Origin of the sequence: Nonomuraea sp. NPDC026600, from assembly GCF_040638335.1 — a bacterium.
Lineage (GTDB): Bacteria > Actinomycetota > Actinomycetes > Streptosporangiales > Streptosporangiaceae > Nonomuraea.
Genome location: NZ_JBEZYD010000009.1, coordinates 113,220 through 134,408, shown reverse-complemented (window position 1 = coordinate 134,408; position 21,189 = coordinate 113,220). Strand labels below are relative to the sequence as shown.

The following is a 21,189-nucleotide window of genomic DNA, read 5'->3' as shown; positions in this document are numbered from 1 at the left end:
TTTACGATGAACAGGAGAATAACTCATTCAGTCCGGACACGCAGGCGAGGCCACCCCTAGGTTTTGCCCGTCGAGTAAGGGGCACTAAGGGGGGCTTCGATACCGAAGCGCATCCGTGACGAAGTGATGAAATAGCGGAGCCTCGACGTGATGAAATCCGCGAACACTTCCGAGTGTTGTCCGAATGTATTGACAGGCGGCGTGGCGGCAGTACGAGAATGACAAGAAAGGGTTCGGGCCAGGACCAGGGACGGGCACGGCCCCTCATACTGGTGTAAGGGGGCGAACGAGAAAGACGATGACCCTCATCGAGCGTGACCACGAAATCACGGATCTGGACGATCTGCTCAGGGACTGCATTCACGGCAAAGGCCGGGTCATGGTGATCACGGGACCCACCGGGGTCGGCAAGACCGAACTGGCCTACACCTTCAGCCAGCGCGCGGCCGCGGCCGGCGTCACCTGGTTGAGCGCCACCTGCTCACGGACCGACCGCACTCTTCCGCTCGGGATGGCCAGCCAGTGCTTCCACAGCGCGGCGCTGCCGATCGAGCACGCCTCGGAGGCGGCCCGGCTGATCGAGGAGGCCGCCTTCAGCGCGAAGTCGATCGGCGAGTCGCCGCACAATCCCGATTGGCTGCACACCATTCAGGGGCTGTGGGCGATAGTGCTGGAGCTCTCCACCAGCTCGCCGGTGCTCATCACCGTCGACGACGTCGAATATTCGGACGCATTGTCATGGCAACTCCTGCTTAATTTCGTGCAGCGGCTCAACAATGCCAATGTATTCGTCGTGGTGACGGCGACCGAGAATCCACAGGGGATGGATCCGCTTATTGAGATAGACCTGATGCGCCATCCGCACTGCCAGCACATGAGACTGGGCACGCTGTCCCAGGAGGGCGTCACCAAGATGCTCTGCAAATCCATGGACCAGGAGAAGGCGGAAGAACTCGGCCCGGACTTCCACGCGGCCGGCGGCGGCAATCCGCTGCTCGTCGAGGCTCTGGTCGAGGACTACATGCACGAGTCGGGCGAATCGCATTCGCTGGTCATCGGAGATGCCTTCTCCCGGTCGGTGCGCGCCCTCCTGCATCGCACCGACCCGACCTCGTTGCGCACCGCTCGCGGCCTCGCCGTACTCGGCGATCTCGCCTTTCCGAACCTGCTGGCCGAATTGCTGGAACTTCCGGCGGCGACCGTTCAGCAGACTCTCAACTATCTCGCCGCCGTCGGCATCGTCGACGGAGAGAGCTTCTGCCATCCGGAAACCCGGTCGGCCGTTCTCGACGACCTCGACCCCGAGCAGCGCAAGGACATGCACCGGCGGGCCGCCCAGCTCCTCCACACGGAGGGAGCGGCGAGCACCGCGGTCGCCGAGCACCTCATCCACGCCGCCGACGGCCTGGAGCCGTGGGCGATGGTGGAGCTGCGCGAAGCCGCCGACCAGACGCTGCTCAACGACGAGCACGAGTTCGCCGTCCAATGCCTGAGGCTGGCGATCGACCTGTGTCACGATGACACGCGGCGCGCGGCCCTGCGGGCCTCGCTCGCGCGGACGGAGTGGCTGGTCAATCCGGCGGCCACCGCCCAGCACCTCGACCCGCTCATGGCGATGGCGCGAGAGGGCCACCTCGGGTTCGAAGACGTCCGCATGCTGCTGAGGTTCTTCCTGTGGCACGGGCGGCTCGAGGAGGCCGCGGAGGCGCTGCGGCGGCTGAACGCCATGGCCGCCGAATCCGCCGAGAAAGAGACACTCTTCCGGCTCGGCGTCACTCATCAGTGGCTGGCTTCCGCCTTTCCCCCGCTTCTGCTCGATGCGGCGGACACCTCTATGGACACCGCCAAACCGGCAGCCGGCGTATGGCAGCTGCAAGGTGCCGCCCTTTTGTCCGGTTTTCTGAGAACGGAGGAGGACGAGCACAAGATCGCGACCGCGGAACGCGTCCTCCAGTCCGCGACGCTGGACGATGCGAATCTTGAAGCCGTGGAATCCTCCCTTTTCACACTGCTCTACTCCGATCAGGCGGATCGAGCGGCCCCACTCTGTGATGTCTTGTTCGAAGAGGCCGTCCAACGACGCTCCCCCACCTGGCGGGCCTTGCTGGCGGGCTTCCGAGCGCACATCGCCATTCGCCAAGGGGATCTGGCGATTGCCCATAAATATGCCTCTATCGCATTAGATGTATTACCAAGTCGAAGTATGGGGATTCATATCGGCTTGCCGCTGGCCGCCCTGATCCGCACCAACACCGAAATGGGGAAGTTCGATGTCGCGACCCAACTGCTCAGGCATCCCGTCCCCGCGGCGATCTATCAGAGCCGGTTCGGGCTGCACTATCTCCAGGCACGGGCCTGTTTCCACCTGGCGACGGGCCTGTCGCACGCGGCTCTCAACGACTTCCTGAGCTGCGGGAGGCTCATGCGCGCCTGGAACCTCGACACACCCGTGCTGGTGCCCTGGCGCCAGGGCGCGGCCGCCGCGCTCATGCAGATGGGCCAGCCGAACCAGGCGCGCGCCCTCCTCGAGGAACCGTACGACCTGCCCGGCGGCGACTCGCTCAAAGCCAAAGGGGCCACGCTCCGGCTGCTGGCCGCGACCGGCGACCTCAAGAAGCGGCCGGCTCTGCTCAGGGAGGCCGTCGACATGCTCCAGAGCGCCGGAGACCGGCTGGAGATGGCCTACGCGCTCGTCGATCTGACCCATGCCTTCAACGAGATCGGCGAGCTCCACAAGGCCCGGATGATCGGCTACTGGGCCGACAGGGTGGCCGACGAGTGCCAGGCGGAGCCGCTGCGCTGGGCGGTACGACAGGACGATCCAGCCGAGCAGGAGACGGAGGACACCGAGAGCATGGGCCTGCTGAGCGACGCCGAGCAGCGCGTGGCCTCCCTCGCGGCACTGGGCTACACCAACCGGGAGATCTCCCGGAAGATCTACATCACGGTCAGCACCGTCGAGCAGCATCTGACCCGGATCTACCGCAAACTCAACGTCCGTGGCCGAAGGGACCTGCCCGCGCAGTTCTCCTATGTGGAACTCCGCTGACTGTGGAACTCCGCCGACTCACCTCGCCTGGTCGGCGTTCTCCTCGATGGTCACCTGCCGGAGCTGGATCGCGGCCATGACGGCCGTGGCCACCAGGACGACCGCACCTGAGATCGCGGCCACCCGCATGCCCCCGGTGAATGCCGTACGCGCCGCGGCGAGCAAGGCCGCCCGCGCCTGATCCGGAAGCCGGGCGGCCACCTGGACCGCCCCGCCGAGCGTTTCGCGCGCCGTCTGGGCGGCCTCAGGGGGCAGCCCGGCCGGAGCAGCGAACGACCAGCGGTAGATCGCCAGCCCGAGGCTGCCCAGGACCGCGACACCGAGCGCGGCACCGAACTCGGTACCGGCCTCGAGCACCGCCGACGCCGAGCCGGCCCGCTCCTCCGGCGCCACCGTGACGACCAGATCGGAGGCCACCGCCTGAACGGCACCGAGTCCGGCGCCCAGCAGCGCCAGGCCGATCACCAGTGTCTGAACGCCCGGCTCCCCTTCGAGCTGCGAGAGCACCGCGAACCCCGCACCCGCGAGCAGCATGCCACCGCCGATGACGAACCCGGGGCGCGCCCATCGCACCACCACCACGGCCAGCATCGATCCGACGAGGGCCATGCCCGCGGCGGGCAGCGTCAGTATCCCCGCGACGAACGGGCGCAGCCCCAGCACCAGTTGCAGGTATTGCGCGATGAAGTAGAACAGCCCCATGAGGGCGAAGATGGCGAGCGTGCTGGTGATCAGCGAGATGCCGAACCCCCGATCCGCGAACAGGCGCAGATCGAGCATCGGGTCGGTCAGCGTGCGCTGCCTCCAGATGAACGAGGCGCCGGCGGCCAGGCCCACGGCGATGCCGAGCACGGCGGTCGAGCTCAGGCCCTGTTCGGCGATGTCCTTCACTCCGTAGACGACCGGGAGCACGGCCACCAGCGTCAGTGCGGCGCTCACCATGTCGAGCCGGCCGGCCTGCTGATCGCGATATTCCGGCAGCAGGATCGGGCCGAGGACCAGCAGCAGGATCATGATCGGCACGTTGATCAGGAACACCGAGCCCCACCAGAATCTCTCGAGCATCCACCCGCCCACGATCGGGCCGAGCACGCTGCCTCCGGAGAAGCCGGCGGCCCAGATCGCGATGGCCAGCCGGCGCTGCCGAGGCTGGTGGAACATGTTGCGGATCAACGCCAGGGTGGACGGCATGAGGGTCGCGGCCGCCGCCCCTTGCAGGGCACGCAGGACGATGAGCATCTCGGCGCTGGGCGCGTAGGCGGCCGCGGCGGACGTGATCCCGAAGACGGCGGCGCCGACGAGCAACAGGCGCCGGCGGCCGATCCTGTCGCCGAGCGTGCCCATGACGATCAGCAGCCCCGCCAGCCAGAAGGCGTAGATGTCGACGATCCAGAGCTGCTCGGGCCCGCTCGGCTGGAGATCCGCGCTGAGGAACGGCAGCGCGAAATAGAGGACCGTGACGGTGATGGAGATCAGCAGGACGGGCAGGACGAGAACCGACAGTCCTATCCATTCTCGTCGTCCGGCGATCTTTGGCTCCGTTTCCATCCCACACTCCTCAGATACCGTGTACGAGTGCATACGCCGTACTCATCTCGGCCTCCGGCCGGACTTACGACACGAACCGGGGAATAAATTCCGACAAAGCGGCATTTGCGGATATATATCACGCCTTTTCGGCGGGGCCTCCGCGTATTCCATCACGCTTGGCGATCAATTTCGTCACGAACTCATATGATAGAATTTCTACACATATCAAGATGCGCGTGACAAAATCTGTGAGGCCAGATGCTCACCTGCGCAGAATGCGGCAGCCCTTTGTGTGCCGCACCTCGGGGGCGACGACCGCGATATTGTTCGCGGTCGTGCCAGGCTCGGGCATACAGAGCGCGTGTGGCTGCGCGCGCACGGCCCTGTTCCGAAGCGCCTCTCCCCGAGCCCGTCAGAGAAGACAGCCGGCCACCCAAATCCGAACCCGAACCCAAGCCCGAACCCGTTCCAGCTCCGCGAGCACCTCGCGAAGGGCTCACGTTGGAACGGATCGTGGGCACCGGCATCGAGATCGCCGACACCGAGGGGCTGGAGACGCTGTCCATGCGCCGGGTGGCGACCGAGCTCGGCGTGGGCACGATGTCGCTGTACCGATACGTGACCAGCAAGGACGCCCTGATCGAATTGATGGTCGATCGCGTCCACGGCGAAGACAAGAATCTGACGCCCGTCCCGGCCGACTGGCGCTCCCGGCTCGAACTGTCCGCGCTGCGGGAGTGGCGGCTCTATTCCCGGCATCCGTGGGTGCTGCAGGTCATCGCGACCCCTCAGCCGCCGCTCGGGCCGAACGTTCTGGCCGACCTCGAACGGGCCATGGGCGCCCTGGACGGTCTCGGTCTCGATCCGGTGATGATGCACTGGGTGACCATCGCGGTAAGCGCTCAGGTACAAGGGGCCGCCCTGCTTCGCGTCAGCGAATGGGAGGCCGAGCGGCGTACCGGTGTCACCACGCGGCAGTGGCGCGCGGCCAAGATGCCGATGCTGTCGGAGATTCTCGAATCCGGCCATTTCCCCATGCTGTCGAGCCTGCTGGAGAGGCAGGAGGAAGTGGCCCACATCGACGAATGGCTCTGGTTCAGTATCCGCCGCCTGCTCGACGGGGTCGCCGTCTTCATCGAGGAGCGGGACGCTGAGGAGAGAGACGTTGAGAAGGGGGAGAAGGCCGGCTCGGCCGGACACGAGCCGGATCTGCGAAAGGCGCTGTGAGACACGGGCCTTACTCATTCGGCCACTTTGGTGCGGGTGGTCCACCGGAAGAGCGGCGGGCCGGCGGAATCCGCGGATACGCCGACCCGCTCGAAATGCTCATATCCGCCATGGCGCGGAATCTTTATCTTTCCCGCTGAGACCACGTCGCGCATGACGTGCAGAGTGCGCGGAACATCGGCGGGACCACCCTCGAGCGCGACCTCCACGGGTTCGCGCCCGGAGCGGGGCGGCGCGGCGGACGAGGAGCCGTCGAAGGAGGGAACGGTCATGTCGGGTACCTCCGATGATCGTGGCCGGCGGCCGGCCGGCCGTCGCCGATCTCTAGGGGACGATCTCCAGGGGACAGATCTCTAGGAGAATGCGCCGGCCGGTTGCGGCGCGTGGCCGAATTCGGTGGCGAGGGCGCAGACGTACCGGCCGTAGCTGGACGGGAGAAGCTGCTCGCCGAGGCGGTGACAGGCCTCGGCGTCGATGTAGTTCATCCGCAGCGCGATCTCCTCGATGCAGGCGATGCGTACGCCCTGTCGGCCCTCCAGCATGTGCACGTACTGGCTGGCCTGCAGGATGGAGTCGGGCGTGCCCGCGTCGAGCCAGGCGAACCCTCGCCCGAGTTCGACGAATTTCACCTTGCCCCGGTCGAGATAGACCCGGTTGACGTCGGTGATCTCGAGTTCCCCACGCGCGGACGGCTGGATATTCTTCGCGATGTCGATCACGTCGTTGTCGTAGAGATAAAGGCCGACGACGGCGCGGTTGGAGCGCGGATGCGTGGGTTTCTCCTCGATGGAGACGAGCCTGCCGAGCGCGTCCATCTCGGCGATGGCGTAGCGCTCGGGATCGCTGACCGGATGGCCGAACAACACGCAGCCGTCCACGTTGGCGGTGTTCTCCTGGAGGATGTCGTAGAACGAATATCCGTGGAAGATGTTGTCGCCGAGCACCAGCGCCACGGAATCGTCGCCGATATGGTCGGCGCCGAGTATGAAGGCGTCGGCCAGGCCGACGGGCTCGTCCTGGCGGGCGTAGGTGATGTCGAGTCCGAGGTGTGAGCCGTCGCGCAGCAGGCGCGCCAGATTCGGCAGGTCCTCCGGGGTGGAGATCACGAGGATCTCTCTGATATTCGCGAGCATGAGCACCGACAAGGGATAATAGATCATCGGCTTGTCGTTCACGGGGAGCAACTGTTTCGAGACCGCGAGGGTAATGGGGTACAGCCGCGTGCCGTGCCCGCCGGCCAGAATTATGCCTTTCACGAAATACCCTTCCTCAGGGGAAAACCGGGTAGCCAGAATCGATATTCGTTCCCTGAGCATCACACCGGATCACATCCGAATGGACTCCAAGACAACCCTCATTTGCCCCCTACCCCGCCCCCGGTGCCCCCCTATATCGGCCGCTAAAGGGTTGCGCACGGTTTACCGGCGATATGATTTCCACGGCGAAAGGCAGATCATGACGCGACGCACGGCGACTCCGCTCGGGAGCACGTAGGAGATCTTGCGATGAAGATTCTGGTCACGGGGGGCGCCGGATTCATCGGCTCCCACTACGTGCGCACCCTGCTCGAAACCGACGGCGACACGCGGATCACCGTCGTCGACAAACTCACCTACGCGGGCAACCCCGCGAATCTGGACCAGGTACGCACGAGCGACCGATTCGCCTTCGTCCAGGGCGACATATGCGACGCGCGACTGGTCGACCCGCTCGTCGCCGAACACGACCAAGTGATCCACTTCGCCGCCGAATCCCATGTCGACCGGTCCATCATGGGGGCGACCGAGTTCGTGCGGACCAATGTGGCCGGCACCCAGACCCTGCTCGACGCGGCGGTCCGCAGCGGGCTGAGGACCTTCGTGCACGTCTCCACCGACGAGGTCTACGGCTCGATCCCGGAGGGCTCGTCGCTGGAGTCCGATCCGCTACGGCCCAGCTCTCCGTACTCCGCCTCGAAGGCGGCCTCCGACCTGCTCGCCCTCGCCTATCACCGCACCCACGAGCTCGACGTACGCGTCACCCGCTGCTCCAACAACTACGGCCACCATCACTTCCCGGAAAAGATCATCCCCCTGTTCGTCACCAACCTGCTCGACGGCCGGCCGGTTCCCCTGTACGGCGACGGCGGCAACAGCCGCGACTGGCTGCACATCGACGATCACGTGCGGGGCATCGAACTGGTCCGTGCCGGCGGCCGTCCCGGAGAGATCTACAACATCGGCGGCGGCACCGAGCTCACCAACCGGGAACTCACCGATCTGCTCCTCAAAGCCTGTGGCGCCGGCTGGGACCTGGTCTCGTACGTCGAGGACCGCAAGGGCCACGATCTCCGCTACTCGGTCGACTGCACCAAGATCCGCGCCGAGCTGGGCTACCGGCCCCGCAAGGATTTCGAGACCGGCCTGGCCGAGACCGTCGCCTGGTACCACGACAACCGCGCCTGGTGGCAGCCGCTCAAGACCGGAAGCCCGACCGCGTAGTCCGGTCGCGCGCGGTCAATGGTCGCGGTGCGGCCAGGGCGCCCGACCGGACGACGTGAGGCCACCTCGGTCGGTCGAGGTGGCCTCAGGTGGACGTCAGTCCTCGATGTGGATGGCCAGCGCCGGGCAGACCACCGCGGCGTGCCGGACGTCGGCGGCCTGCTCGGCCGGCGGGTCGGGGTTCAGCAGCACCACGATGCCGTCCTCGTCGCGCTGGTCGAACACGTCCGCGGCGGCGACCACACACTGTCCCGAAGCGACACACTTGTCCTGGTCGATGATCACCTTCATGAGATCCTCTTGGTGCTAGTAGTGGGGAAAGTCACCAGGTCACGGGGAGCGAGTAGACCCCGTACACGGACCCGTCGTGCTTGAACGGGATCTCTTCCAGATCCGCGGCCAGCCGCAGGGTGGGGATGCGCTTGTAGAGCCTGCTGTAGACGACCTGCAGTTCCATCCGGGCCAGCGGCTGGCCGAGGCACTGGTGCACGCCGAAGCCGAACGCCACGTGGTGGCGGGCGTCGCGCTGGATGTCCAGCCGGTCGGGGTCGGGGAAGGCGTCGGGGTCGCGGTTGCCGATGTCGTTGGCCATGATCATCCCGTCGCCGGCGCGGATGATCTGCCCGTCGAGCTCGATGTCCTCCAGCGCCAGCCGGCGCCGCCCGTTGTGCGTGATGTGCAGGTAGCGCAGCAGTTCCTCGACCGCCGAGGAGACCAGTTTCGGATCGGCCGTGTCACGCAGGAGGGCCAGCTGATCGGGGTTCTCCAGCAGGGCGAGGGTGCCGAGCGCGATCATGTTCGCGGTGGTCTCGTGCCCGGCGATCAGCAGCAGCACCCCGATCCCGGCCGCGTCGTGCTGGGACAGCTCCCCGGTCCTGATCACCTCGGTCAGCCCGGACAGCAGGTCGTCACCGGGGTTGGCGAGCTTCTCGCCCAGTAGGTCGTTCAGGTAGACGTTCAGGCGGCCGACGGCGGCCATCCGCTGCTCAGGGGCCGCGTCCCGGTTGATGAGGACCTTGCTGTTGTCCTGGAAGAAGTCGTGGTCGGCGTACGGCACACCGAGCAGCTCGCAGATCACCAGCGAGGGCACCGGCAGGGCGAACGCCGTCACCAGGTCGACCGGCTTCGGGCCGGCCAGCATCTCGTCGATCAGGTCGTCCACGATCTTCTGGACGGCCGGCCGCATCGCCTCCACCCGCTTGATGGTGAACGGCGCCGTCACCATCCGCCGCAGCCGGGCATGCTCGGGATCGTCCATCAAGATGAAGCTGATGGGCGCCGCGCCGTTGAGGGGGGTCGGGCTCGGATAGCCGGGGCGGGTGATGTCGGAACTGACCCGCGGGTCTGCCAGCAGCGCCCGCTGCTCGGCATAACGGGTCACCATCCACGGTGTGCTGCCGTCCCACAGGCGGACCTTGGTGAGCGGGCCCTCTGCCTGCTTGGCCTGCAGCGCCGGGGGCGGATCGAAGGGGCAACCCTTCGCCCTGGCCATCGGGTACTCCGGAATCTCAGCCGTGCTTGTCATGAATTCTCCAATGTCAGGGAGTCGGTACGAGGTCGGAGAGCCCGTCGACGACGTCCTGCCGGCGCAGGCGGGTCTGTTTGGGCATGTTCCAGCCCAGTACGCCGGTGACCCTGTCGTCACGGCGGTAGAGCGCGACGAAGCGGCGGTTCGCCTGGTCGCCCTCCACGACGGTCACCTCGGCGTCGACGGTCAGCACTCCATGTACCTGGAGCTTGGCGTCGAACTGGTCGGTCCAGAAGTAGGGCACGGGACAGTAGGGCTGGTCCTCGCCGAGGACGTTCGCCGCGACGGTCATGGCCTGTTCGGTGGCGTTGGTCCGGTTCTCCAGCCGCAGCAGGGTGCCGAGCTTGTCGTGGTGCCAGCGGGCCACGTCGCCGACCGCGTAGATTCCCTCGGCCGCGCGGCATCGGGAGTCGCACACCAGCCCGTTGTCCAGCCGCAGGCCGCTGCCGGTGAGCCAGGCGGTCGCCGGGTCGGCGCCGATCGCCACCACGACCACGTCGGCCGGCAGCACTTCGCCGGTGTCCAGGCGCACGCCTGTGACGCGCCCCTGGTGGCCGGTCAGCCCGCTGACCCCGGCACCGAGCCGCAGGCCGACCCCGCGCTCGGTGTGCAGCTCGGCGAGCATCCCCGCGACCAACGGCCCCACCTGACCGGCCAGCGGTGCCGGCAGCGGACCGGCCATGGTGACCTCCAGGCCCATGCCGCGCGCGGTGGCGGCGATCTCGGCGCCGAGCACGCCCTCCCCCACGACCACGAGCCGCGAGGAGGCCAGCAGATCCGCCCGCAGCGCCAGCGCGTCGTCGAGCGTACGCAGCACGTGGACCCCGGCCAGCTCCGCCTGCCCGGGGAGCGTCCGGGGCCGCAGTCCGGTGGCCACCACGACCCCGTCGGCCCGCAGGGCGCGCCCGGACGCGGTGTGGACGGTGCGTCCGGCCGCCTCCAGGCCGACGGCCGGGTCTCCGAGGACGAACTCGGCGTCCAGGGTGGACAGAGCCGTCTGCGGCCGTAGCCGAGTCCGTTCGGGGTCCCAGGCGCCGGAGAGGACCTGTTTGGACAGCGGTGGCCGATCGTAGGGCAGGTGCGGCTCGGCACCGAGTACGGTCAGGCCGCCCTGGTAACCCTTGCGCCGCAACGCCTCCGCGGTGGCCAGCCCGGCGGCGGACGCGCCGACCACCAGGACGCTGGAGGGAGCGTTCACGCGGTCTCGCCCGGCTCGAGTGCGCGGTTGACCTTCATGGAAAAGTCCTCCTTAGGACGTGACCGGTGCCAGCCACAGCCCGACGATGGCGTCGATCAACCCGGTCGCGGCGTCGTGCCAGCTCGATCGGGGTGTGGGGGTGCCCTCGGCCAGGGCGCGCTCGCGCTCGGCGCACACGTGCACCATGAGCTGACGGGCCATGTCATGGCGCTCGGCCCGCACTTCGAGCGGCAGATCGGGCAGGCACCGGTTGAGCCCGTCGAGGATCTGGAGCAGCGCGCGCGAGGTGAGAGCCTCCTCGATCATGATCTCGCGGAAGGCGGGGTCGGTCATCACCTGGGCGCCGAACCGGGCGAACCAGGTGGGGGTGCCCAGGGCGGCCAGATGCTCGGCGCTCGGGCGGACCAGGCAGGCCACCCAGTCCCGTACGTCCGAGCTGTCGCCGATCTCGGCCAGCATCCGCAGGCGCACGCGTTCGATCCGCTCGGCGTGTTTGCGCACGATGGCGCGGACGAGATCGGTCTTCGTGCCGAAGTGGTAGCCGACCGCGGTGTTGTTGCCCTGCCCCGCGGCCTCGCTGACCTGACGGTTGGACACCGCCATCACCCCGTGCTCGGCGAACAGCCGCTCCGCCGCCGTCAGGATCGACTCCCGGGTCACGCCGGCCCGATCGGCCCGTACGGTCCGGCCGGCCACGGTCACCACCGCACCGGGACTTCGCGCAACCCGCCGACGGCGAGCCCTTCGACCCGGTGCAGGTCTTCCACCGGGACGGCGAGTTCCAGGGAGGGGAGCCGGCGCAGCAGCACCTCGAGCACCGCCTGCAGCTCGGTGCGGGCCAGCGCCTGTCCCAGACACGAGTGCGCCCCGGCGCCGAAGGCCAGGTGGAGGTTCGGGCTGCGGCCGAGGTCCATGTCGCCGGCGCCCTCGAACGCGCTCTCGTCGCGGTTGGCCGCGGCCATGCTGCACACCACGGTCGTCCCGCCCGGCAGCACGGTCCCGGCGACCTCCATGTCCTCACCCAGGTAGCGCGGCATGCCGAACCCCGCGTTGGCGTCGAACCGCAGCGCCTCTTCCACCGCGGTGCGCACGAGCGAGCGGTCCGCCAGTAGCAGCTCCCAGCGGCGCCGGTCGGCCAGCAGCATCGCCACCATCTTGCCGATCATGTTCGCCGTGGTCTCGTGCCCGGCGACCAGCAGGCCCATGCCGGTGGCCACCAGGGTCATGTCGGACAGCCGCCCGCCGTCGGCGTCGGTGTTCGTGATGAGCTCGCTGAGCAGGTCCTCGCCCGGTTCGGCGCGCTTGGCGGTGATGTGGGCGGCCATATACTGGACGAACTCGGCCTGCGCCGTGTCGATCTGCGCCTGCGTGTAGCGGGTCAGGTTGAGCAGCGTGTCAGACCAGTACGCGAACTGGTCGCGGTCCGAGTCCGGGACCCCGAGCAGATCGCAGATCACCCACACCGGCAGCGGGAAGCCCAGGCTCGCCTTGAGATCCGCCGGCTGCCCCCGCTCCAGCATGTCGTCGATGAGCCGCTCGGCCATCGCCTCCATGCCCGGCCGCAGCGCGGCCATGCGCTTGACGGTGAACCACTTGCTGATCATCCGCCGCCAGCGCTGGTGCGCCTCACCGGACTGCGGGATCGCCGTCGCCATCTCGCTGTTGAACACGCCGCCCGACTCGTTGTCCGCGATCCGGGCCGCGTCGTCCAGGTGCGTCGGCCGGGTGAAGCGCGGGTCGGACAGCACCTGTTTGACGTCCTCGTAGCGCGTCACCAGCGACGCCTCGTCGCCGCTGGGCAGCGTCACCCGCGCCACGGGGCACTTCTGCTGGAGTCGCGCCCATTCCGCCGGCGGCTCCAGCGCCGCGTCACTGGGAATCGGGTAGATCAGGACTTGCTCGCCGCCACCTTGGCTCACCACGACCTCCTCCGAACCGACGGTCAGTTCGTGGTCAGTAAACCCGTACTGTTAGATTAAGTCAAGCGACTGATTTAAGTCCTGTCGGGTCGTCCCCAACTCTTCTGACGGAGGCTTCACCCATGCCCGCTGTCCCCGCTCACGCCCGGGCATCCGGCCCGCCGCCGGCGAATACCGTCGTGGTGGTGCTCGCCCTCGCCGGGATCGTGGTCTCGCTGATGCAGACCCTGGTGATCCCGCTGATCCCCCAGCTCCCGCGGCTCCTGAGCGCCCCGGCCGCCGACACGACCTGGGCGATCACCGCCACGCTGCTCGCCGGCGCCGTCGCGACGCCGACGGTGGGACGGCTGGGAGACATGTACGGCAAGCGACGGATGCTGCTGATCAGCCTGGTTCTGCTGGTGACCGGCTCGGCCGTCTGCGCTCTCGCCGACACGTTGACGCCGATGGTCGTCGGACGGACGCTGCAGGGCCTGGCCGCCGGTGTCATTCCGCTCGGCATCAGCATCATGCGCGACGAACTACCCGCCGAGCGCCTCGGCTCGGCGACCGCGCTGATGAGCGCCTCGCTGGGCGTGGGCGGCGCGCTCGGCCTGCCCGCGGCCGCCTTCCTGGCCGAACGCACCGACTGGCACGTGCTGTTCTGGACGGCGGCGGCCCTCGGCGTCGTCGCCACCGTGCTCGTGCTGACCCTCGTGCCCGAATCCAGCGTGCGTACCGGAGGCCGCTTCGACCTGGTGGGCGCGGCGGGGCTGTCGATCGCGCTGGTGTGCCTGCTGCTGGCGATCTCCCAGGGCGCCGGCTGGGGCTGGACCAGCGCCCTGACCATCGGCCTGTTCGGCGCGTCGGTCGTCGTGCTGGCGCTGTGGGGCTGGTGGGAACTCCGTACCGGGCAGCCGCTGGTGGACCTGCGCACCACCGCCCGCCGTCAGGTGCTGCTCACCAACCTCGCCTCCGCCGTGTTCGGCTTCGCGATGTTCGCGATGTCCCTGGTGCTCCCGCAACTGCTGCAGATCCCCAAGGCCACCGGCTACGGGCTGGGAGAGTCGATGCTGACCGTGGGCCTGGTGATGGGCCCCTCCGGCCTGGTGATGATGGCCATGGCCCCGCTGTCCGCGCGGATCTCGAAGGCCAGGGGCCCCAAGGTGACCTTGATGTGCGGCGCGCTCGTGGTCGCCGCCGGCTATGGCCTGAGCATCGCGCTGATGTCCGCCATCTGGCACCTGGTGCTCGTCTCCGCGGTGATCGGGGCCGGGATCGGGCTCGCGTACGGCGCCATGCCCGCGCTCGTCATGGCGGCCGTGCCCGTGTCGGAGACGGCCGCCGCCAACAGCCTCAACACGCTGATGCGGGCCATCGGCACCTCGATGTCCAGCGCGGTCTCAGGCGTGGTCCTGGCCCAGATGACCATCACGCTCGGCTCCGCCACCCTCCCGTCCCAGAACGGCTTCCGCCTGGTCATGGCCATCGGCGCGGGCGCCGCGCTGGTCGCCCTCGCCTTCGCGGCCTTCCTGCCCGGCCGGCGCCCGGCTTCCGCCACACCTGCCACGCGGCCCGCCGCCGCGCGGGTCTGATCTAGCCCTTGATCGCGCCCTGGGTGATGCCGTTGACGAAGCTGCGCTGGAAGATGAGGTAGACGACCACGATCGGGGTGATGACGATCAGGCCGGCCGCCGACAGCAACGGGATGTCGGTCGAGTACTGGCCGACGAAGAGTCCCAGACCGCCCGGGGCGGTGCGCCGCTCCGGGTCCTGCATCATGACCAGCACCAGCAGGAACTGGTTCCACGACCACATGAAGTACAGGACCGACAGGGTGGTGATCGCCGGCCACGAGATCGGCAGCAGCACCCGCGCCAGCACGACGATGTCCCTGGCGCCGTCGATGCGCGCCGCCTCGACGAGCTCCTCGGGGATGTTGGAGAAGTGCGAGCGCATCCAGTACACGCCGAACGGCATGAACAGCGCCACCTCGGCCAGGATGATGCCGAGGTAGGAGTTGGTGAGGCCGACCTCGCGCAGGTTGAAGTAGAGCGCCACGACGATGAGCTCGATCGGCAGCGTGAGTCCCAGCACGAAGCCGGCCGTCACCGTCTTGTGGCCCCAGACCTTGAGGATCGTCAGCCCGTATCCGGCCAGCGTGGCCAGCACGAGCGCGAGCGGCACCACGCACACCGAGATCAGCACGCTGGATCGCATGAGGGCGGTGAAGTTGCCGCGCTCCCAGGCCAGCGCCAAGGTCTGCCATGACCAGTGCTCAGGGATGCTCAGCCCGTTGAGCTGCGCGCCCGGCGGATGCAGGGCGGCCAGGATGACGCCGGCGAACGGCAGCAGCACCATGACCGCCAACAGGACGAGTACCCCGTACCGGATGCTGACCCCGCCGCGCATGCTCAACCCTCATCCCTGGTGAAGTATCGGATGGCGCTGACGACGGCGATCACCAGCACGGTCAGCACGACCGCCAGCGCGCTCGCGCCGCCGATGTCGCCCTCGTTGAAGGCCAGCCGGTAGACCAGCAGGGCGGGCACGTTGGTCTGACCCGCCGGGCCGCCGTTCGTCGTGGTGAAGACGAGGTCGAAGCTGGCCAGCGCCGCGATCGTGGTGATGACGCCGGCGATCGTGATCTCCTTGCGCACCCCGGGCAGGGTGACGTGGAGGAACTGCCGCCACGACCCCGCGCCGTCGAGCGTGGCCGCTTCGTACAGGGACGGGTCGATCTTCTGCGCGCCGGCCAGGAAGAGCATCATGCACAGCCCGCTCATCGCCCAGGTCCCGATGAACCCGAGCGCGACCAGCGCCAGTTGGTAGTCGCCCAGCCAGGCCCGGGTGATCCCGCCCAGCCCCACCAGGTCGAGGAGCTGGTTGACGACGCCGGTGTCGCTGTAGAGCCAGCGCCAGGTGATGCCGACGGCCACCAGCGGCAGCACCTGGGGAAGGAAGAAGACGATCCGGAAGAACGTCATCCCGCGCCGCACCTTGCCCATCAGCAGGGCCGTCATGAACAGCCCGACGCAGATGGGGATGAACGAGAAGAAGACGATCAGCACGAGGCTGTGCAGAATGGCCTCGTACAGCGCCGAATCACGGAAGATCTTGAGGTAGTTGTCCAGGCCCGCCGAGGTCGCCGGCAGGATGCCGTCCCAGTTCAGGAAGGACAGGCGCAGCGTGTTCAGCGCCGGCCAGATGGCGAACCCCAGATACACGGCGAGCGCGGGAAACACGTAGAGCCAGCCGCGCGCCCGTCCGCCGCGCCCCTGCGGTCCACGCTTTCTGCCCGCCACCCGCTCCCCGCCGCGGGCCGAGGTGGCCCGCGGCGGGGAGATGGACGTGGTCAGATCACGACCCATGGTGTCCGTCCCACGACTCCTGCAAAGAGCGCAGGAATTCGTCAGCGGTCATCTTCTTGCTGATCAGGCCCTGGACACCAGGGGTCAGCTTGTCGATCATGCCGGGGGAGGCGTAGTCGGGGAACGGGACGATCCCGTTGTTCTGCGCCACCGGCGTGAAGGCCTTGGCGATGTCGCCGCGCAGGCCCGTGGCGCCCAGCTCGGCCTTGGTGTCGACCGGCATGAACCCGCCGTCGAACTCGATCTTCGCCGCCTCCGGCGAGCTCAGGAAGTCCAGGAACGCCGCGGCGACGTTGGGGTACTTCGACTTGGCCGAGATGGCGTACGCCACGCTCGCCCCCGAGGCGACGTTCAACGGCGTGGCCGACTCCGAGGGCATGAGGAAGAAGCCCACGTTGTCCTTCATCTCGGTCTCCAGCGTCGTGGCGGCCCAGTTGCCGGTCACCAGGAACGCGCTCTTGCCCTTGGAGAAGTTCGCCAGCGCGTCGGCGTCGGCCGTGGCGTTCGCCGAGGCGGGGAAGTAGCCCTTGTCCGCCCAGTCCATCAGCGTCTTGGTGGCCTTCTGCGCGCCCGGGTGCTCGATCGTCCCGCCCGGCTCGCCGTACACCCAGGATCGGTAGGCCTTCACGTCACCGGTGACGTTGAGCAGCGCGTTCCACAGGTGGAACCCGCCGACCTGGAGCGCGCCGAGGCTCAGCGGGGTCTGCCCGGCGCCCTTCACCTTCGCCAGCGCGGCCTCGAACTCGCCGAGCGTCTTCGGCACGTCCGCGACACCCGCCTTGGACAGGATCTCCTTGTTGTAGTAGACGCCCACCACCGACAGCGCGCCGGGCGCGGCGTACAGGCCGCCGGTGCCGAACCGCTTGGCCGCCTTGTCCGAGCTGAGCACCTCCAGGCTGGACGGCGGGAACTTGCCGTCCCAGCCGTACGCCTTGGCCCACGGACCCAGGTCCAGGATCAGCCCGGCCGGGACCAGGGAGTTCATCGCGCCGGGGTTGTACTGCGCGATGTCCGGCGCCGAGTCCGACGACATCGACAGCTTGATCGACTTGACGTAGTCGTTGAACGGCGTCATCTGAGGCTTGATGGTGACGTTCGGATGGAGCTTGGTGAAGGCGTCCACCAGCGTCTTGGTGGGCGGATCGTTGCTGTAGGCCAGGGTCAGCGTGACCGGGTCGCCGGGAACGGTCGTCGATACGTCGACCTTCTTCGCGGTGGCCGGGGCGCTCGTGCCGCCGGTGCCCGCGCAGGCCGTCAGGGTGAGTGTCGCCGCGGTGCCGAGCGCCACGAGCGCCTGCCACCGACCTGGTGCTGTCATGTGCGTGACCTTTCGCCTGTCTCTGATATCCGCGTCGCCGATATCCGGGGGGTCTTCAACGGGCCTCCTGACGGCCGCTTCGCACCGGGTCGAACCTGGTGCGCTCGAGCTCGTCCAGCGAGTGGCGCAGGGCCCCGTGGACGACGGCGTCGTCCTGGAGCGTCGAGACCTCCAGGGCCGGTTGGTCCAGAGGCTGTTCGGACAGGTGCCGCCGGACCGCGGCGAGCAGCGTCTCGCCGCATCTGGCCAGGGGCCCGCCGATGACCACGAGCCGTGGATCGAGGATCGCCCGGATCGCGGCGACGCCTTTGGCGAAGCGGCCGGCGACCACGTCGATCGCGTCCAGGGCAGAGGGTGTGCCGTCGACGACGGCGTCCAACACGGCGTCGAACGCCCGCTCCCCCGCTGCTTCGAGCCGGGCCCGAAAGGCGTCGTCGCCGGCGCGGTCGGCCGCCGCCCTGGCCAGGCGGACGATCTCCGCGCCGCCCACCCAGTCCTCGAACGGGCCGAGGCCGTGCGGATGACGGGGCTCGGGCGGGGTGGCCGCGAACAGGTCCAGGAAACCGACGTCGCCGGCGTCGTTGGAGGCGCCTCGGTAGAGCTCGCCGTTCAGCACGATCCCGGCGCCGACGCGTTCGCCCCAGTGGACCATCACCAGCGAGTCCTCGCGCCGCTCCGCTCCTCTCCAGCGCTCGCCCTGGGTGGCCAGCTTGACGTCGTTGTCCAGGTAGACCGGGCAGTCGAGGGCGTCCTTCATCCGGCGCCGGAGGATGTCGCCGGCCAGGCCGGGCATGCTCGGGATGAGCCTGATGATCCCGGTCGCCGGGTCAACGATGCCAGGGGTGCCCACCGAGGCGAACCAGAGGTCGCCGGTCGTGATGCCCGCCGAGTCGAGCGTGCGTGCCACCGTGGACAGGAGTGTCTCCACCACCTGCTCACCGCTCGAACCCACCGGCTCGCCGCCCGAACCGCCGCCGAGCTGCACCGCGTCGGTCGCGACGACCGTACCGGCGAGGTCCGACACCGCCATCCGCAGATCCTGCGGGCTGATCGAGAGGCCGAGCACGTAGCCGGCCTCCGCCCGGAACCGGACCAGCTGCGCGGGCCGTCCCGCCCTGCTGGAGTCGCGATCAAGGGAGCCGAACTCGACGAGGCCCTCCGCGACCAGCGCGTTGAGCGAGCGGGTGACCGCCTGCCGGGACAGCCCCACCGCCTTGGCCAGCGCGGACACGCTCATGCTGGTCTCGGTCCGCAGCCGCCGCAGGATGGCGCCGGCGTTGACCTCCCGCATGAACTGCGTGCCGACCGCGACCACCTGCTCCATGACCACTCCCCTGGTGTCGACTTGCCGGTACGCTAGCATAATAATTATGGACCGTACGGAACTAATTCGTCGAGGGGCGTGACCTGCGATGTCATCCGGTGATCCCGAGCAGGCACCACCGTGGGCGGACACCGTTCGCGGCCTGACTCATCGCGTTCTCGGACCGGTGGCCGAGTCGATCCGGTTCGTCACGCGTGACGGCGTGGGGCGCGGCTACGAGTACGAGGCGAGGGACGGCGCGCTCACCGTCGCCGCGACGGATGGCGTGAGCGCGTCCGTCGCTCTCCATCACTATCTGCGGGAACGCTGCGATCTGTCCGTGGGCTGGGACACCGTGCTGCCGCTGGGGCCAACCTCTCTTGCGGACAGCCCGCCCCGGCGGGGCGCGGCCCGGGTCCAGGACGGCTACTACTTCAACTTCTGCACGTTCAGCTACACGATGCCCTACTGGGACTGGGCCGACTGGGAGCGCGAGATCGACTGGATGGCCCTGCACGGCATCACCATGCCGCTCGCCATCACCGGCCACGAGGCCGTGCTGCACGCCGCCTACTCCCGCCTCGATCTCGACGACCAGACCATCCGCGGCTTTCTGGGCGGCCCGGGCTACCTGCCGTTCCAGTTCATGGGCTGCCTGGACGGCTTCGCCGGTCCGCTGTCCGCGTCCTGGATCGAGCGCCATCGCGAGCTCGGGGCGCGCGTCCTCGACCGCGAGCGCGCCTTCGGCATGACGCCCATCCTTCCGGCCTTCACCGGGCACGTCCCGCCCGAGATCGCCGCGTCGTCGCGAGCGAGCCGCCGCGACTGGCAGGGGTTCGAGACCTGGGTCCTCGACCCGGCCGACCCGCTCTACGAGCGGCTGAGCGCCGAGATCACCCGCACCCAGATCACATTCTTCGGCACCGATCACCGGTACGCCGCCGATCCGTTCATCGAGATGATCCCGGTCGACGCCGACCCGGCCTTCCCCGCAGCCGTGGCGGCGGCGACGCTGGCCGGTCTGCGGGCCGCCGATCCGGACGCGGTCTGGGTCATGCAGGCCTGGCCGTTCTCCTACCAGCGGGAGTTCTGGACCGACGACCGCGTCACCGCCTTTCTCGACGCGATTCCGGACGACCGGATGCTCATCGCGGACCTGTGGGCGGAGTACGACCCGCTGTGGGAGCGCTTCGAGCAGTTCGCCGGAAAGCCCTGGCTCTGGTGCGCGCTGCTCAACTTCGGCGGCCGCACCGATCCGGTCGCCGACCTGCGCGGAGTCCCGGCCTCGGTCGACAGCGCCCTGGCGGCGCCGAACCCGCCCGCAGGCCTCGGCCTGTCCATGGAGGCCACCCGCAACAACCCCGTCTTCTTCGAGCTCGTGGCCGACCAGATCTGGAACCAGGTCACCGACCTCGACGCCTGGCTCGACGCCTTCGTGACCCAGCGCTACGGCAGGGGCACGGCCGCACTACGGACCGCCTGGCACGGGCTCCTGAACACCGTCTACAACCCCCGGGGCCGGCGGATCTACCCCGCGCGGTTCAACGGCGTCCTCACCGCCAAACCCTCCTACACACGGATGGCGCAGGCCCGCGCCGACGTCACCCAGGCCCTCTGGTACGAGCCGGCCGTGCTGGCGCAGGCCTGGGAACGGCTGATCGAGGTGGCCGAGCACGACCGTGACCTGGCGAACGGCCCCCTGGGGCACGATCTCGTCGAAGTGGGGATCGCGTTCATGGCCAGGGTCGCCGACCGCTACTACCTCGACGCCGTGGAGCAGTCGGTGTCACGCGGCACGCCCGGCCTGCCGGAGATCGCCAGGTTCCTGCGCGCCTTCGAAGACCTCGACCGGATGCTGGCCGCCCGGCCCGAGTACACCTTCCAGCACTGGGAGTCCAAGGCACTGTCGTGGGCCGCCGGCCCGGCCGACCGCGACGTCCTGCTGGACAACGCCCGCCGCATCATCACGGTGTGGGGCTCCACGGACAGTCCCCTGCTCGACGACTACGCGGGGCGCCATTGGAGCGGGCTCGTCGGCGGCTATTACCGCGACCGCTGGGAGTTGTGGGCGCGCGGCCTCGACCGCGCGCTCGCCACGCCCGGCGCCGCCCCCGAGGCGGATCTCCAGGAACAGCTCCGTGAACGGGCCGAGGCCTTTCTGCGGGAAGGCCCGGCGCCCGCGCCGGCGGACCTGGGCGACCTCGCCACGGAGTCACGCCGGCTGTTCACCGCCTACGCGGCCCAGCCTTCAGAGAACGATCGATTGAGAAAAGATCGATGAGGAGAA

At 68.5% G+C, this 21,189-nt stretch carries 17 protein-coding genes; 5 read left to right on the top strand and 12 right to left on the bottom strand.

The features are described 5' to 3' along the window. Positions 1–298: 298 nt before the first annotated feature. A complete protein-coding gene (locus AB0F17_RS22445) occupies positions 299–3,049 on the top strand; it encodes an AAA family ATPase (RefSeq protein ID WP_358025830.1) in 2,751 nt (916 codons plus the stop codon). A gap of 18 nt (positions 3,050–3,067) precedes the next feature. Here the strand turns inward: AB0F17_RS22445 and AB0F17_RS22440 are convergent, their stop codons facing one another. Next, positions 3,068–4,597 (bottom strand): MFS transporter, encoded by a 1,530-nt coding sequence (locus AB0F17_RS22440; RefSeq protein WP_358025828.1) that lies wholly within the window; start codon positions 4,595–4,597, stop codon positions 3,068–3,070. Between the two features lie 483 nt (positions 4,598–5,080). Here AB0F17_RS22440 and AB0F17_RS22435 point away from each other — a divergent pair, with 483 nt between their 5' ends. Further along, complete coding sequence (locus AB0F17_RS22435) at positions 5,081–5,806, top strand: TetR/AcrR family transcriptional regulator (RefSeq protein ID WP_358025826.1); 726 nt, start codon at positions 5,081–5,083, stop codon at positions 5,804–5,806. Positions 5,807–5,820: 14 nt separating this feature from the next. Here the strand turns inward: AB0F17_RS22435 and AB0F17_RS22430 are convergent, their stop codons facing one another. Together AB0F17_RS22430 and rfbA are read right to left on the bottom strand one after the other, a co-directional pair. Beyond that, a complete protein-coding gene (locus AB0F17_RS22430) occupies positions 5,821–6,078 on the bottom strand; it encodes a DUF5988 family protein (protein WP_358025824.1) in 258 nt (85 codons plus the stop codon). Between the two features lie 81 nt (positions 6,079–6,159). Continuing rightward, on the bottom strand, positions 6,160–7,062 hold the full coding sequence (rfbA, locus tag AB0F17_RS22425; protein ID WP_358026202.1) for a glucose-1-phosphate thymidylyltransferase RfbA: 903 nt from the start codon (positions 7,060–7,062) through the stop codon (positions 6,160–6,162). A gap of 249 nt (positions 7,063–7,311) precedes the next feature. Between rfbA and rfbB the strand changes: the two genes are divergently transcribed. Then, positions 7,312–8,286, top strand: a complete 975-nt coding sequence (gene rfbB, locus AB0F17_RS22420) for a dTDP-glucose 4,6-dehydratase (protein ID WP_358025822.1) — start codon at positions 7,312–7,314, stop codon at positions 8,284–8,286. A 96-nt stretch (positions 8,287–8,382) separates the two neighbouring features. On the opposite strand, the gene AB0F17_RS22415 is transcribed toward rfbB, so the two are convergent. From AB0F17_RS22415 to AB0F17_RS22395, 5 genes are read right to left on the bottom strand one after another with little or no spacing between them, the layout of a single operon-like run. Further along, the gene (locus tag AB0F17_RS22415; protein WP_358025820.1) at positions 8,383–8,577 is read right to left on the bottom strand and encodes a ferredoxin; all 195 of its coding nucleotides are present in this window, start codon (positions 8,575–8,577) and stop codon (positions 8,383–8,385) included. Between the two features lie 31 nt (positions 8,578–8,608). Further along, positions 8,609–9,811: a cytochrome P450 gene (locus AB0F17_RS22410; protein WP_358025818.1), complete on the bottom strand. Its 1,203-nt coding sequence runs from the start codon at positions 9,809–9,811 to the stop codon at positions 8,609–8,611. Positions 9,812–9,824: 13 nt separating this feature from the next. After that, positions 9,825–11,012 (bottom strand): FAD-dependent oxidoreductase, encoded by a 1,188-nt coding sequence (locus AB0F17_RS22405; protein WP_358025816.1) that lies wholly within the window; start codon positions 11,010–11,012, stop codon positions 9,825–9,827. Positions 11,013–11,063: 51 nt separating this feature from the next. Then, positions 11,064–11,717: a TetR family transcriptional regulator gene (locus AB0F17_RS22400; RefSeq protein WP_358025814.1), complete on the bottom strand. Its 654-nt coding sequence runs from the start codon at positions 11,715–11,717 to the stop codon at positions 11,064–11,066. Continuing rightward, positions 11,711–12,931 carry a cytochrome P450 gene (locus AB0F17_RS22395; protein WP_358025812.1) on the bottom strand — a complete coding sequence of 407 codons (1,221 nt, stop codon included), beginning with the start codon at positions 12,929–12,931 and terminating at the stop codon, positions 11,711–11,713. Before AB0F17_RS22395 ends, AB0F17_RS22400 begins: the two co-directional genes overlap by 7 nt. Positions 12,932–13,053: 122 nt before the next feature. Here AB0F17_RS22395 and AB0F17_RS22390 point away from each other — a divergent pair, with 122 nt between their 5' ends. Continuing rightward, positions 13,054–14,505 (top strand): MFS transporter, encoded by a 1,452-nt coding sequence (locus AB0F17_RS22390; RefSeq protein WP_358025810.1) that lies wholly within the window; start codon positions 13,054–13,056, stop codon positions 14,503–14,505. Between the two features lies 1 nt (position 14,506). Here the strand turns inward: AB0F17_RS22390 and AB0F17_RS22385 are convergent, their stop codons facing one another. From AB0F17_RS22385 to AB0F17_RS22370, 4 genes are read right to left on the bottom strand one after another with little or no spacing between them, the layout of a single operon-like run. Next, positions 14,507–15,322 carry a carbohydrate ABC transporter permease gene (locus AB0F17_RS22385; RefSeq protein ID WP_358026200.1) on the bottom strand — a complete coding sequence of 272 codons (816 nt, stop codon included), beginning with the start codon at positions 15,320–15,322 and terminating at the stop codon, positions 14,507–14,509. Positions 15,323–15,324: 2 nt separating this feature from the next. Beyond that, a complete protein-coding gene (locus AB0F17_RS22380) occupies positions 15,325–16,281 on the bottom strand; it encodes a sugar ABC transporter permease (protein WP_358025808.1) in 957 nt (318 codons plus the stop codon). Next, positions 16,271–17,599 carry an extracellular solute-binding protein gene (locus AB0F17_RS22375; RefSeq protein ID WP_358025806.1) on the bottom strand — a complete coding sequence of 443 codons (1,329 nt, stop codon included), beginning with the start codon at positions 17,597–17,599 and terminating at the stop codon, positions 16,271–16,273. The genes AB0F17_RS22380 and AB0F17_RS22375 overlap by 11 nt, the downstream gene beginning before the upstream one ends. A 55-nt stretch (positions 17,600–17,654) precedes the next feature. Next, positions 17,655–18,923 (bottom strand): ROK family transcriptional regulator, encoded by a 1,269-nt coding sequence (locus tag AB0F17_RS22370; RefSeq protein ID WP_358025804.1) that lies wholly within the window; start codon positions 18,921–18,923, stop codon positions 17,655–17,657. 88 nt (positions 18,924–19,011) lie between these two features. Here AB0F17_RS22370 and AB0F17_RS22365 point away from each other — a divergent pair, with 88 nt between their 5' ends. Further along, entirely contained in the window at positions 19,012–21,183 is a 2,172-nt protein-coding gene (locus AB0F17_RS22365) for an alpha-N-acetylglucosaminidase TIM-barrel domain-containing protein (RefSeq protein ID WP_358025802.1), read from the top strand. Positions 21,184–21,189: the final 6 nt, after the last annotated feature.

What these genes read in the sequence shown, in the direction of transcription:
- AB0F17_RS22410 (WP_358025818.1), bottom strand. Translation starts at nt 9,811, where the DNA reads ATGACAAGCACGGCTGAGATTCCGGAGTACCCGATGGCCAGGGCGAAG.
- AB0F17_RS22430 (WP_358025824.1), bottom strand. Translation starts at nt 6,078, where the DNA reads ATGACCGTTCCCTCCTTCGACGGCTCCTCGTCCGCCGCGCCGCCCCGC.
- AB0F17_RS22385 (WP_358026200.1), bottom strand. Translation starts at nt 15,322, where the DNA reads ATGCGCGGCGGGGTCAGCATCCGGTACGGGGTACTCGTCCTGTTGGCG.
- AB0F17_RS22445 (WP_358025830.1), top strand. Translation starts at nt 299, where the DNA reads ATGACCCTCATCGAGCGTGACCACGAAATCACGGATCTGGACGATCTG.
- AB0F17_RS22375 (WP_358025806.1), bottom strand. Translation starts at nt 17,599, where the DNA reads ATGACAGCACCAGGTCGGTGGCAGGCGCTCGTGGCGCTCGGCACCGCG.
- rfbB (WP_358025822.1), top strand. Translation starts at nt 7,312, where the DNA reads ATGAAGATTCTGGTCACGGGGGGCGCCGGATTCATCGGCTCCCACTAC.
- AB0F17_RS22415 (WP_358025820.1), bottom strand. Translation starts at nt 8,577, where the DNA reads ATGAAGGTGATCATCGACCAGGACAAGTGTGTCGCTTCGGGACAGTGT.
- AB0F17_RS22370 (WP_358025804.1), bottom strand. Translation starts at nt 18,923, where the DNA reads ATGGAGCAGGTGGTCGCGGTCGGCACGCAGTTCATGCGGGAGGTCAAC.
- AB0F17_RS22390 (WP_358025810.1), top strand. Translation starts at nt 13,054, where the DNA reads ATGCCCGCTGTCCCCGCTCACGCCCGGGCATCCGGCCCGCCGCCGGCG.
- AB0F17_RS22440 (WP_358025828.1), bottom strand. Translation starts at nt 4,597, where the DNA reads ATGGAAACGGAGCCAAAGATCGCCGGACGACGAGAATGGATAGGACTG.
- AB0F17_RS22365 (WP_358025802.1), top strand. Translation starts at nt 19,012, where the DNA reads ATGTCATCCGGTGATCCCGAGCAGGCACCACCGTGGGCGGACACCGTT.
- AB0F17_RS22380 (WP_358025808.1), bottom strand. Translation starts at nt 16,281, where the DNA reads ATGGGTCGTGATCTGACCACGTCCATCTCCCCGCCGCGGGCCACCTCG.